The following is a 12335-nucleotide window of genomic DNA, read 5'->3' on the forward strand; positions in this document are numbered from 1 at the left end:
ATGCCGGTAATCACGCTCGGTAGCCTGCCAGGGTGGCACCCTGGTGGGCCCGATCTCTTCGTGGCCGCGTAACCCTCATCGCGACGGCCGTAGCCGCCCTCGTGCTGATTCCGGCAGCCGTCGGCGGGGTGATCGTGACCAGGTCGCTGATGTCGGCCAGCGTGTTCCGCGACACCAGGGACACGGCAGAGCGCATCGCGTACGAGATGCGCGGCGGCGCGCTGCCCATGGGGGCCTCCATCCCGGTGCCCAACCCGTCGGTCCCGCTGATCCAGGTGGTCGGCCCCAACGGGCAGATCCTGGCCAGCAGCGACGCGGCCAGGAACCTGCCGCCGCTCAGCGACGTGCGCCCCACGGCCGAGAACCGGCTGATCAACATGACGAACTGCCTGCCGACCGAGTGCATCCACCTCACGGCCGTCAGGGTCAGCATGTTCGCCGACTCGCCCGTCGTCTACTCGGGCCGGAGCACGCCCGACCTGCTCACCAGCCGCACCCTGGAAGTCGTCGTGTTCACCCAGGTCGGGATCCTGATCGCGCTGGCGTCCTGGGCCACGTGGCTGGTCACGGGGCGGGCGCTGCGGCCGGTGGCGACCATGCGGGCCGAACTGGACGCCGTGCACGCGGGCGACCTGAGCCGCCGGGTCACGCAGCCGCCGGGGCAGGACGAGGTGGCCCTGCTCGCCAAGTCCGTCAACGGCACGCTGGCCCGGCTGGAACGCTCCGCCGAGCAGCAGCGCCAGTTCGCCTCCGACGCCTCGCACGAGCTGCGCACCCCGATCGCCGGGCTGCGCGCCCAGCTCGAGAGCGCCCAGCTCTACCCGGAGGACACCGACATCGAGGCGCTGGTGGAGAGCTCGCTGCGCGACACCGACCGCCTGGAGGCGATCATCACCGACCTGCTGCTGCTGGCCCGGATCGGCTCCCGGGTGGACGTGGTCAAGGAGCGGGTGGACCTCGCCGAACTGGTCCGCCAGGAGCTGGCCGTGCGCTCCGACAAGGTGCCCGTGCAGGTGGAGGTGGACAAGGAGGTCGTGGTCGAGGGCGTACGGCTCCAGCTGGCCAGGGTCCTGACCAACCTGCTGGACAACGCCCAGCGGCACGCCGAGCACCGGGTCCGGATCCAGGTGTACAAGGAGGGGACCGCCACGGCGGTCCTGGCGGTCGAGAACGACGGCATGGAGATCGCCGAGGAGGACCGGCAGCGCATCTTCGAGCGCTTCACCCGGCTGGACGCCGCCCGCAGCCGCGACGCCGGGGGCACGGGGCTGGGCCTGGCCATCGCGCGGGACGTGGCGATGGCCCACCGCGGTCAGATCACTGTCGAGGACTGCAAGGGTGGTGCCAGGTTCGTGGTGAGACTTCCGACTGTTTGACCGGTTCTCGTAGATTTCCGGTGCTCATGTCATAGATCATGGTGTCATGAAGGAAGAAGCGCCGCAGGGCGTCGACCCTCACACCCCTAACGTGGCGCGCATGTACGACTACTTCCTGGGTGGCAAGGACAACTTCCAGGCGGATCGGGCCCTGGCCGACCTGGTGCTCAGTGTGATCCCGGAGACCCGCGACGGCACCCGGGAGAACCGCGCGCTCATCGGCCGGTTCGTGCGTTACCTGTGCGAGCAGGGCATCACGCAGTTCCTCGACCTCGGCTCCGGCCTGCCGGCGCAGGAGAACGTGCACGAGGTCGCCCTCAGGCACGCCCCCGACGCGCGCGTGGTGTACGTGGACAACGACCCGGTGGTGGCCACCCACGGCAGGGCGCTGCTGGCCGACCCCGACCGGGTGGCCATGGTGCTGGGCGACATCCGCCGGCCGGAGGAGATCCTGTCGAACCCGGAGGTGCGCGGGCTGCTGGACCTGGACCGGCCGGTGGCCCTGCTGATGATGTTCGTCCTGCACCTGATCCCCGACGAGGACGACCCGCAGGGCTTCGTGGCCGCTTACCGCGAGGCGCTGGCGCCGGGGAGCTACCTGGCCGTCTCCCACGTGGGCGGCGACTCCCACTCCTCGCTGACGGACCGGGTGAGCCAGTTCTACGAGCGGGCCAACATGCCCTTCAGGCCGCGGCCCGGCGAGGAGATCGCCGCCTTCTTCGGCGACTTCGAGTTCATCCCGCCGGGCCATCTGGTCAACGGTGTGGGGGCGGATCTCGCCTGGCCGTACGTCGACCCCGACACCCCCGTCTTCCTCGACCCGGAGCTGTCCCTCATGGGGTACGCGGCCATCGCCCGCAAGCCGTAGACCCCGCTAGACCCGCGCTAGACCTTCGTGAGCTCCCGGTCGCCCGACTCGTCGGGCTCCGGCGGCTCCTTGCCCTCGTTCTCGTCCAGCAGCGTCGCCTCGTCGAACGGCGCCTGACCCGCCAGCACCATCGCGGCCCGCTCACGGTCGAACTCGCCGGTCCAGTGGGCGACGAGCACGGTGGCGACGGAGTTGCCGGCGAAGTTCGTCAGCGCCCTGGCCTCGGACATGAAGCGGTCGATGCCCACGATGAGGCCGACCCCGTCGACCAGCGCCGGGCGGTGCGCCTGCAGGCCGCCGGCCAGCGTGGCCAGCCCGGCCCCGGTCACGCCCGCGGCGCCCTTGGAGGCGACCATCATGAACAGCAACAGCGCGAGCTGCTCGCCGAAGTTCAGCGGCGCGCCGGTGGCCTCGGCGATGAACAGCGTGGCCATGGTCAGGTAAATGGCGGTGCCGTCGAGGTTGAAGGAGTAGCCGGTCGGCACGGTGATGCCGGCCACGGTCTTGCTGACGCCCATGTGCTCCATCTTGGCGATGAGCCGGGGCAGGGCCGTCTCCGAGGACGAGGTGGACAGGATCAGCAGGAACTCGCGGCCCAGGTACTTCAGCAGCGACCACAGGTTGATCCGGGCGACCAGCCACAGGATCGAGCCCAGCACGACGCCGACGAACAGCAGGCAGGTGATGTAGAAGGCCACCATGATGATCGCCAGGCTCTTGAGCGCCTCAATCCCCGTCTCGCCCACCACGGCGGCGATCGCGCCGAACGCGCCGACGGGCGCGGCCCACATGACCATGGCGAGGATGCGGAAGACCAGCCGCTGGAAGTGCTCGATGCCGCGCAGGATCGGCGCGCCCTTGTCACCCATGGCCTGCAGCGCGAACCCGGTCAGCAGCGCGACGAGCAGCGCCTGCAGCACCGAGCCGCCGGTCAGCGCCGACACCAGCGTCTTGGGGATGATGCCGAGCAGGAAGTCGACCGTGCTGGCCTCGCCGCCCTTGGCCGCCTGCGCCTCCGCGGCCTGCTTGGCAGCGTCGCTCAGGTGCAGCCCCGAGCCCGGGTCGATGACGTTGCCGACCACCAGGCCGATGAGCAGGGCTACCGTGGACATGACGATGAAGTAGCCGAGCGCGAGGCCGCCGACCTTGCCGACCTTGGCGGCCTGGCGCACCGAGCCGATGCCGAGCACGATCGTGCAGAAGATGATCGGCCCGATCACCATCTGAATGAGGGCCACGAAGCCGGTGCCCAGCGGTTTGAGCTCCTTGCCCACGTCCGGCCAGACGAATCCGACCAGGATGCCCAGCAGGACGGCGCCGATGACGGCGAGGTAGAGATACCGAGTGCGATCACGCATGGGGGGTTCTCCAGCGGTGATGGAATTTCCTTCTAGCTTTCCGAGTATCGCCCTCACAGTGACCTAGGTCACCATTGAGTAAGTTTCGTTCACGGGGGAGGTGGCAAAGTGCGGCGGTGGAGCCTGGCGGGACAGATGTTGGTCCTGCAGCTGCTCGTGGTCGCCGTCACGGTGGCGGGCCTCGCGGTGCTCGCCGTCGTCCAGGCGCGTGAGCTGGTGACCGACGAGGCGAGCGGCAAGGCCAGGGCCGTCGCGGTGAGCGTGGCGGCCTCGCCCGACGTGCTGGAGGCGCTCGACGACCCCAACCCGTCCGTACGGCTGCAGCCGTACGCCGAGCACGTACGCCACCAGACGGGCGTCGACTTCATCACCATCATGAAGCCGGACGGCACCCGCTACACCCACCCGACCCCCGCCGAGATCGGCAAGCGGTACCTCGGCCACACCGAGCGGGCGCTGGCGGGCGAGACGTTCACCGAGACCTACACCGGCACGCTCGGCGAGTCCAGGCGCGTGGTGACCCCCGTCATGTCGGGCGGCCGGGCGCGGGCGCTGGTCAGCGCCGGCATCACGGTCGAGAAGATCAGCGCCAGGGTCCGCGACCAGCTCGCCTGGGGCGGCCTCGTCGTCGCCCTCGCGATGTCGCTGGGCGCGGCCGGCACGTGGCTGGTCACGGCGCGGCTGCGCCGCCAGACGCACGGCCTGGGCCCGGTGGAGCTCGGCCGCATCCACGAGCACCACGACGCGGTCCTGCACGCCGTCAGGGAGGGCCTGCTGCTGGTCGGCAAGGACGGCACGCTGACGCTCTGCAACGACGCCGCGCGTCACCTGCTCGGCCTGCCCGCGGACGCCGAAGGGCGGCACGTGGACGAGCTGGGCCTGTCCGAGGTGCTGGCCGACGACCAGGAGCGCGTCCACCTGGTCGGCGACCGGGTGCTGGCCGTCAACAGCGCCGCCAGCAGGCTCGGCACCGTGGTGACCGTGCGCGACCACACCGAGCTGCAGGCGCTCACCGGGCAACTCGACGCCGAGCGCGGCTTCGCCGACTCGCTGCGCTCGGCCGCCCACGAGGCCGCCAACCGGCTGCACACGGTCATCACCCTGGTCGAGCTGGGCCGTACTGAACAGGCGGTGGCGCTGGGCACGGCGGAGTTGCGCGCGGCGCAGGAGCTCACCGACCGGGTGGTCGCCGCGGTCCGCGAGCCGGTCCTGGCGGCGCTGCTGCTGGGAAAGAGCGCCGAGGCGGCCGAACGCGGCGTCGAGCTGGTGATCAGCGAGGACAGCGAGCTGGACGACCTGGGTCTCGACCCGCGCGAGATGGTCACGATCGTGGGCAACCTCATCGACAACGCCATCGACGCCGCCTCCCGGGTGGAGGTGCACCTGTGCGCCGACCGGGGCGGCGTCGTCATCAGGGTGGCCGACAACGGCCCAGGACTGGCCGACCCGCACGCCTTCGACAAGGGCTGGACCACCAAGGGCGACGGGCACGGGCTCGGGCTGGCGCTGGTGGGGCAGTCGGTGCGGCGGCTGGGCGGCACCATCGACGTGGCGGGCTCGGTGTTCACCGTGCGGCTGCCCGTGCCGGAGCGTGTGCGATGACGATCTCAGGCTCGCCGGTCTCCGTGCTCATCGTCGAGGACGAGGAGATCACCGCGGAGGCCAACCGCATCTACGTCGAGCGGATCCCGGGCTTCGAGGTGACCGGCGTCGTCAGGACCGGCGGCGAGGCGCTGCGCTTCCTGCGCGGCAAGCCGGTCGACCTCGTCCTGCTCGACCTGCACCTGCCGGACATGCACGGGCTGGAGGTGTGCCGGGCGATCCGCGCGGGCGGGCTCATGTGCGACGTGATCGCCGTCACCTCGGCCCGCGACCTGGCCATGGTCCGCTCGGCCGTCTCGCTCGGCGTGTCCCAGTACCTGCTCAAGCCGTTCACCTACGCGACACTCGTCGAAAAGCTCACGCGTTACGCCAAGTTCAAGGACGAGGCGGGCGTCGCCGTCGGGCAGGGCGACGTGGACCGCGTGCTGGGCACCCTGCGGGGCAGCTCCGAGCTGCCCAAAGGCATGGCGCGCGACACGCTCGACACCGTCGCGGCCAAGCTGCGCGACAGCCCCGAGGGCATGGCGGCACAGGCCGTGGCCGACGCGATCGGGGTGTCCCGCGTGACGGCCCGCCGCTACCTGGAATACCTGGTGGAGCTGGGGGTCGCGGCCCGCATCCCGCAGTACGGCGGGGTGGGCCGGCCAGAGTTGCTCTACCGGATCCCCATGGAAAGTTAATGACGGTGACGCTGGCCGTTCAATCCGGGCCTCTAGCTTCTGGGTGCAGTCCATTGCACTGAGGAGACACACCTTGCGAGTCCTGGCCGTAGTTCCCGCCCGCGGAGGTTCGGCGGGCGTACCCCTGAAGAACCTCGCCCTGGTCGGCGGTGTCCCGCTGGTCACCCGCGCGGTGCGCGCCTGCCTGCGGGCCGAGCTGGTGGACCAGGTCGTGGTCAGCACCGACCACGCGGGGATCGCCGAGACCGCCAGGCAGGCGGGGGCGGTCGTCGTGGAGCGGCCCGAGGAGCTGAGCGGCGCCACCGCCTCCAGCGAGTCGGCCGTGCTGCACGCGCTCGACGCCCTCGGCGCGGACCCCGACGTCGTCGTGCTGGTGCAGTGCACGAGCGCGTTCATCGACCCGGAGAACCTGGACGCCGCGGTGCGCAAGGTGCTCGACGGCGAGGCGGACTCGGTGGTGTCCGGGCTGCCGACGCACGAGTTCCTGTGGACGGCGGCCGGAGCCGGGATCAACCACGACCCGGCCGTCCGGCAGCGCCGGCAGGACCGCGAGACCCAGTTCCGCGAGAACGGCGCCTTCTACGTCATGCGCACCTCCGGCCTGCGCGAGCACGGCCACCGCTTCTTCGGCGAGGTCGCCGTCCAGCCGGTGCCGCCGCAGCACGCCATCGAGATCGACAACCCGGAGGACCTGGAGCTCGTGCGCGCGCTCGCCCCGTTCATCGACCAGCCGGAGCCGATCGACGTGGACGCCGTCATCACCGACTTCGACGGCGTGCACACCGACGACCGCGCCTATGTCGACTCCGACGGCCGCGAGATGGTGCTGGTCAGCCGCTCGGACGGGATGGGCGTCTCGCTGCTGAAGCGCTCCGGGGTGAAGGTGCTGGTCATGTCCACCGAGCACAACCCGGTGGTGGCCGCCCGCGCCCGCAAGCTGGGCGTGCCCGTGCTGCAGGGCCTGGCCGACAAGCGGACCGTGCTGCGCGACTGGCTCACCATCGAGGGCCTCGACCCGGCCCGCGTGGCCTACGTCGGCAACGACGTCAACGACCTGGGCCCGATGGCCGAGGTCGGCTGGCCCGTCGCCACCCCCGACGCCCACCCGCGCGTGCGCGCCGCCGCCAGGACCGTGCTGACCAGGCCGGGCGGGTCCGGCGCCGTGCGCGAGCTGTGCGACCGCGTCGTGGCCGCCCGGCCCGAGCTGCCGGTGGTCGAGGTCAAGGAGCGCCCCAGGCTGGGTCCTGTGGCGATCGGCGACGTGCTGGTCGGCGACGGCGAGCCCGTGTACGTGATCGGCGAGATCGGCATCAACCACAACGGCGACCTCGACATCGCCCGCCGCCTCATCGACGTGGCCGCCGACGCCGGCTGCCAGGCGGTCAAGTTCCAGAAGCGCACCCCCGCGATCTGCGTGCCCGAGGAGCAGAAGGGCCAGATCAGGCAGACGCCGTGGGGCGAGATGACGTACCTGGAGTACAAGGAGCGCACCGAGTTCGGCTACGACAAGTACCGGCAGATCGCGAAATACTGCGACGAGCGCGGCCTGCACTGGTTCGCCTCGCCGTGGGACGTGCCCTCCGTGGAGTTCCTGGAGGAGATGGACGTCCTCGTCCACAAGGTGGCCTCGGCCAGCGTCGCCGACCACGAGCTGCTGCGCGTCCTGGCCGCCACCGGCAAGCCGATCATCCTGTCGACCGGCATGTCCACGCTGTCGGAGATCGACGCGGCCGTCGAGATCCTCGGCACCGACAAGCTGATCATGATGCACGCGACGTCCACGTACCCGCTGCCGCCGGAAGAGGCGAACCTGCGTACGATCACCACGCTCAAGGAGCGCTACGGCGTGCCCGTCGGCTACTCCGGACACGAGCGCGGCCTGCAGATCTCGCTCGCCGCCGTCACACTCGGCGCCGTCTGCGTGGAGCGGCACATCACGCTCGACCGCACCATGTGGGGCTCCGACCACGCCGCCTCGCTGGAGCCGGCCGGCCTCGAGCACCTGGTACGCGACATCCGCATCATCGAGCAGGCCATGGGCGACGGCGTCAAGCGCGTCTTCCCCGGCGAGGAGGCCCCCAAGGCCCGCCTGCGCCGGGTGACCGTCTGACCTCGCCCGCGCTCTGGAGAGACAACCCCTTGATCACACTCTCGGTCGTCGTGCCGGTACGGGACGGCGAGCGCTTCATCGCCGACGCGCTCACCTCGCTCTGCCGCAACGCCCGGCACGACTTCGAGTTCATCGTCGTGGACGACGGCTCCGTGGACGCCACCGGGGCCATCGTCGAGGACTTCGCCCACGAGCTGCCCGGGCTGTCCGTGCTGCGCAACCCCGCGCCCGTGGGGCTGGCCGACGCCCGTAACACGGGCCTGTCGGCGGCCTCCGGCCGGTACGTGACCTTCATGGACGGCGACGACTGGCTCGCCCCCGGCTACCTGGCGCAGCTCGTCGAGGCCATCGACGGGCTCGGCTGCGACTTCGTCCGCGCCGACCACGTGCAGGCCGAGGGCCGCAAACGGGTCGTGCACCGCGCTCCGCTGGCGCGGCGGGGCGCGGTGCTCAACCCCCGGGACGCGATCCTGCCGGCGGGCGTGCGGACCATGGTCGACTACCCGTACGCGTGGGCCGGGATCTACCGGCGCTCCCTGCGCGACCTGCTGCACTTCCCCGGCTCCCTGCACACCGCCGAGGACCGGCCGTGGATCTGGCGCCTGCACAGGGAGGCCGCCACGTTCGCGGTGGTCTCGCTGGCCGGCGTCTTCTACCGGCGCATGGTGTCCGGGTCGCTGACACAGGTGGGCGACGAGCGCCAGCTGCACTTCTTCGACGCGTTCGAGCTGGTCTTCAAGGACCTGGAGCCGGAGTTCCTGCCCAAGGCGGTGCGGAACTTCTGCGCGCTGCTCGCCCACCACCTGGAGATCGCCGACCGGTTCACGCCGGCGTTGCGGGCCCGCTTCGAGGAGCGCGGCGCGCACATGGTGCGCGCGCTGCCCGCCGACGTGGTGTCCGAGTCGGTCGCGCGAATGTCCGCCGAACGCGAGGCCACGCTACGGGCCCTGGTGCCCGACCTGCCGACCGGCCCGCACATCCGGGTCCGCCGCGACCGGGAGGAGACGTCGTGAAGGTCTTCTACGCCTCGACGCTGTTCGGCGCCATGTCACTGGCCGCCGCCATCGACGACGGCCGCTTCGGCGACGGACGCCGCGTCCTCGTCGTGTCCAGCAACGCGGCCATCCCCGAGGTGGCCACGCCGCTCGACAAGACGCCCGGCTTCGCCGTGCTGCGCTCCCGCTTCGACGAGGTCCACTCGTGGAACGAGCTCATCGCGCCGCTGCACCCCTCCGACTGGAAGGCCCGCGTCATCGAGGTGCCCATGATGGAGCGGCTCATCCGCTCCCACTGGGGGCTGGACGGGGTGGAGCACCTGGTGCTGGAGTCGATCGCGGTGCCTCCGGCCCGCACGATCGCCGGGCTGGTGCGCGACTGCCCGATCACCGTCTACTCCGACGGGCTCATGAGCTACGGCCCGACCCGCGACCCGCTGCCCGCCGAGATCTTCCGCCGCATCGAGCGGCTGCTCCACCTGGACCTGGTGCCGGGGCTCACGCCGCTGCTGCTCAGCGAGTACGGCGTCGCGCCCTCGATCCTCCCGGACGAGCGCTTCCTGGCGGTCGTCGACCAGGTCACCGCCACCGCGCCCGACATGATGCACGGGCAGGCGATGATCCTCGGCCAGTACCTGTCGGCGCTGGAGATCGTCACGCCGGAGGAGGAGGCGGCCCTGCACGAGACCATGCTGCGTGCCCTGGTCGCCCGCGGCCACACCGACGTCGTCTTCAAGCCGCACCCGGCGGCCGGGCGGCGCCACGCCCAGCTGCTGCGGGCCGCGGCCGAGCCCCTGGGCGTGCGGCTGTCGGTGGCGCCGGAGAGCGTGCCGGCCGAGGTCTGCTTCGCCGCGCTGCGGCCCGAGCTCGTCGTGGGGTGCTTCTCCACGGGCCTGCTGACGGCGCAGCGCTACTTCGGGCTGCCCGTCGCCTCGTACGGCACCGGCCTGGTGCTCGACCGGCTGGCTCCCTACGAGAACAGCAACCGGATCCCGGTCACGATCGTGGACGCGCTGCTGCCCCGCCTGTCGGAGGACGGGACCGTCACCCCGCCGCCCGCGGTGGATCTGCGCGCGCTGGTGGCGGCCGTGGGATACTGCATGCAGGCCGAGACGTACCCGGAGCTGCGGCCCGCGAGCATCGGGTTCGACGGGCGTTACTTCAAGCGCAAGCGCCTGGAGACACTGGGCCTGGTGGCCCGGCCGACCGCGCTCACCCGGCTGCGCAGGAAGATCCGCTCGGCGATCTGAGCCGGCCGTTCCCGGACCAGGGCTGAAGAATGGTGGACGCCATACTGACCGGTCGGTATTTTCGCTGGCATGACGCAGGAACGCCGGACCTGGCGCACTCTGGAGCCGTTGCACGGCATGATCTACTTCTCTCCCGAGGCGGGAGCCGCCTACGAGAGCCTCGGGCTGAGCGGCCGGATGGGGTACTTCGCCTCCCGGGCCGCCGCTCTCGGCCCGGTTCCCGCTGAAGTGGTGATCGCGACCTTCTACAACTTCAACCCTGATCTGGTACGGCAGGCGATCCCGGCCGCCTGGCAGATCGCCTCCCCCTCCGACATCCTGGCCGCCCGGCTCGAATCGGTGGACGCCACGCTGCGCCGCGTGCTGGGCGATGCCGTGGACTCGCCGGAGATGTCGCGGGCAGCAGCACTGGCCCGCCAGGCGGCGGAGACCGTCGCGGCCGAGCTCAGCGGGCGGCCTCTGTATGCCGCGCACGCGGCACTGCCCTGGCCCAAGGCTCCCCACCTGGTGCTCTGGCATGCCCAGACCCTGCTGCGCGAGTATCGCGGCGACGGCCATCTCGCCGCCCTCCTGGCCGCCGGCCTGAGCGGCATCGAAGCCCTCGTCACCCACGCGGCCACCGGCGCCGTCGCATCCGAGGTGCTCAGGCGTACGCGAGGATGGCCCGAGGCCGACTGGGCCGCCGCCGTACAAGGGCTGGAGGAGCGTGGCTGGCTCTTCGAGGGAGCTCTCACCGAGGAAGGCCGAAGGCGGCGTGCGGAGATCGAAGAGGCCACGGACCGGATGGGGACGGCTCCGTACACCGCACTGGGCGTCGCCCGCTGCGAGGAACTGCGCTCTCTCGCCCGGCCGTGGAGCAAGGCTCTGGCCGCCGAGCTGATGCCCTGGGCGATGCCGTCCAGCCAACAATCGACGACGGTGGTCAGCCCAGGGCCTTGAGGTAGCGGCGCATCCGCCGTTTGGCGCGGTAGCCCGCCCGCAGCATCGAGGGGTGCACCTCCACCCGCAGCCGGGCCCGGCGCCGCGCCGCCGCGTGCTCCGGCCCGTCCAGCAGCGAGGACGCGGGCACCCGCGAACCGCCGCCCGCCACCAGCCCGGCCAGCAGCCGAGCCCAGTCGTTGCGCTCGGCCGGGTGGAAGTAGTTGGCCGCGCACCACTCGCCCGAGGCGGCCCGGAAGTCCCCCTTGGCCACGTCGTCGAGCGTGCCCAGCAGCCCGCTGCCCTCGAACACCAGGTTGATCATCTCGGCGTTCACGCCGAAGTCGCTCAGCACCAGCGACGGCACGCCCAGCGCGATCGCCTCCAGCGCCGCCGTCGAGCTCACCGTGACGAACCCGGCCGCCCGCGTGAGCTGGTCGTGCATCGAGCCGGCCTGGAAGGAGAGCTGCCCCGGCTCCCCCATCTCCCGCCACAGCCGCTGGTAGTGGTGGCGCTCGTTGTGCGTCTGCCGCTCGTCCTCCAGCGCGCGCAGCTTGACGACCACGTCCAGTTCGGGGCGGAGCCGGGCCAGCTCGGCCAGCCCCAACAGCACGCGCTCGCGCTCCTCCCGCTCGCGCGGCACCTTGGCCTGGGTGGCGAACACCACCCGGTTCCCGCCCGTCGCGGCCGACTCCGAGCGCAGGAACGGCAGCCTGGCCAGGCCCACCGCCCCTCCCCCGCCGAGCCTGGCGGCGATCTCGGAGAACTCGGCCACCTCCCGCTCGCTGTGCACCACGAACAGGTCGCACCCGCTGCGGAACAGCCACGCCTTCTCCGTCGCGGGCACCGAGATGCCCGGCAGCCCGCTGACGAACACCGGCCGCGGCCGCAGCCCCGCGAACACGTCGGCCACCAGCACGTCCACGACCGGACCCGTGCAGGCGACCAGCACCACGTCCGGCCGGGTGCGCTCGGCCAGCCGCCGCACGGACCTGGCCGACAGCACCGGCGGCGGCCCCGACGGCGACCCCGTACCGGCCACGGCGGCGGCGATCTGCTCGGCCGACGGCGTGATCGGCGTACGCACCACCACCAGCTCCGCCTCACCTCCGGGCAGGTCGCCGAGCAGGCAGGCCGCCCACTTCAGGTACGAGTCGGAGTCGGCGACCGCCAACACT

General features: G+C 71.6%; 10 protein-coding genes. 8 read left to right on the plus strand and 2 right to left on the minus strand.

All coding sequences use genetic code 11. From position 1 onward, the window contains the following. Positions 1-32 precede the first annotated feature (32 nt). Together AB0H84_RS17640 and AB0H84_RS17645 are read left to right on the plus strand one after the other, a co-directional pair. On the plus strand, positions 33-1376 hold the full coding sequence (locus tag AB0H84_RS17640; protein WP_357604523.1) for a HAMP domain-containing sensor histidine kinase: 1344 nt from the start codon (positions 33-35) through the stop codon (positions 1374-1376). A 46-nt stretch (positions 1377-1422) separates the two neighbouring features. Further along, the gene (locus AB0H84_RS17645; RefSeq protein WP_357604525.1) at positions 1423-2244 is read left to right on the plus strand and encodes an SAM-dependent methyltransferase; all 822 of its coding nucleotides are present in this window, start codon (positions 1423-1425) and stop codon (positions 2242-2244) included. 17 nt (positions 2245-2261) lie between these two features. Here AB0H84_RS17645 and AB0H84_RS17650 read toward each other — a convergent pair whose 3' ends face one another. Then, a complete protein-coding gene (locus AB0H84_RS17650) occupies positions 2262-3602 on the minus strand; it encodes a cation:dicarboxylase symporter family transporter (protein ID WP_357604528.1) in 1341 nt (446 codons plus the stop codon). A 108-nt stretch (positions 3603-3710) separates the two neighbouring features. Between AB0H84_RS17650 and AB0H84_RS17655 the strand changes: the two genes are divergently transcribed. From AB0H84_RS17655 to AB0H84_RS17680, 6 genes are all read left to right on the plus strand, one after another. Further along, on the plus strand, positions 3711-5204 hold the full coding sequence (locus AB0H84_RS17655; RefSeq protein ID WP_357604531.1) for a sensor histidine kinase: 1494 nt from the start codon (positions 3711-3713) through the stop codon (positions 5202-5204). After that, a complete protein-coding gene (locus tag AB0H84_RS17660; RefSeq protein WP_357604534.1) occupies positions 5201-5884 on the plus strand; it encodes a response regulator in 684 nt (227 codons plus the stop codon). The genes AB0H84_RS17655 and AB0H84_RS17660 overlap by 4 nt, the downstream gene beginning before the upstream one ends. 73 nt (positions 5885-5957) lie before the next feature. Beyond that, positions 5958-7994: an N-acetylneuraminate synthase family protein gene (locus AB0H84_RS17665; RefSeq protein ID WP_357604537.1), complete on the plus strand. Its 2037-nt coding sequence runs from the start codon at positions 5958-5960 to the stop codon at positions 7992-7994. 29 nt (positions 7995-8023) lie between these two features. Next, the gene (locus AB0H84_RS17670) at positions 8024-9007 is read left to right on the plus strand and encodes a glycosyltransferase family 2 protein (protein WP_357604540.1); all 984 of its coding nucleotides are present in this window, start codon (positions 8024-8026) and stop codon (positions 9005-9007) included. Continuing rightward, positions 9004-10239 carry an alpha-2,8-polysialyltransferase family protein gene (locus AB0H84_RS17675; protein ID WP_357604543.1) on the plus strand — a complete coding sequence of 412 codons (1236 nt, stop codon included), beginning with the start codon at positions 9004-9006 and terminating at the stop codon, positions 10237-10239. Before AB0H84_RS17670 ends, AB0H84_RS17675 begins: the two co-directional genes overlap by 4 nt. 69 nt (positions 10240-10308) lie before the next feature. Then, the gene (locus AB0H84_RS17680) at positions 10309-11178 is read left to right on the plus strand and encodes a hypothetical protein (protein WP_357604546.1); all 870 of its coding nucleotides are present in this window, start codon (positions 10309-10311) and stop codon (positions 11176-11178) included. On the opposite strand, the gene AB0H84_RS17685 is transcribed toward AB0H84_RS17680, so the two are convergent. Continuing rightward, positions 11162-12334 carry a DUF6716 putative glycosyltransferase gene (locus AB0H84_RS17685; protein ID WP_357605047.1) on the minus strand — a complete coding sequence of 391 codons (1173 nt, stop codon included), beginning with the start codon at positions 12332-12334 and terminating at the stop codon, positions 11162-11164. The genes AB0H84_RS17680 and AB0H84_RS17685 overlap by 17 nt on opposite strands. Position 12335 lies beyond the last annotated feature (1 nt).

Origin of the sequence: Nonomuraea sp. NPDC050786, assembly GCF_040654115.1 — a bacterium.
Taxonomy (GTDB): Bacteria; Actinomycetota; Actinomycetes; order Streptosporangiales; family Streptosporangiaceae; genus Nonomuraea.

Coding starts and splice junctions, on each gene's coding strand:
- AB0H84_RS17660 (WP_357604534.1), top strand. CDS start 5,201: ATGACGATCTCAGGCTCGCCGGTCTCCGTGCTCATCGTCGAGGACGAG.
- AB0H84_RS17680 (WP_357604546.1), top strand. CDS start 10,309: ATGACGCAGGAACGCCGGACCTGGCGCACTCTGGAGCCGTTGCACGGC.
- AB0H84_RS17650 (WP_357604528.1), bottom strand. CDS start 3,602: ATGCGTGATCGCACTCGGTATCTCTACCTCGCCGTCATCGGCGCCGTC.
- AB0H84_RS17645 (WP_357604525.1), top strand. CDS start 1,423: ATGAAGGAAGAAGCGCCGCAGGGCGTCGACCCTCACACCCCTAACGTG.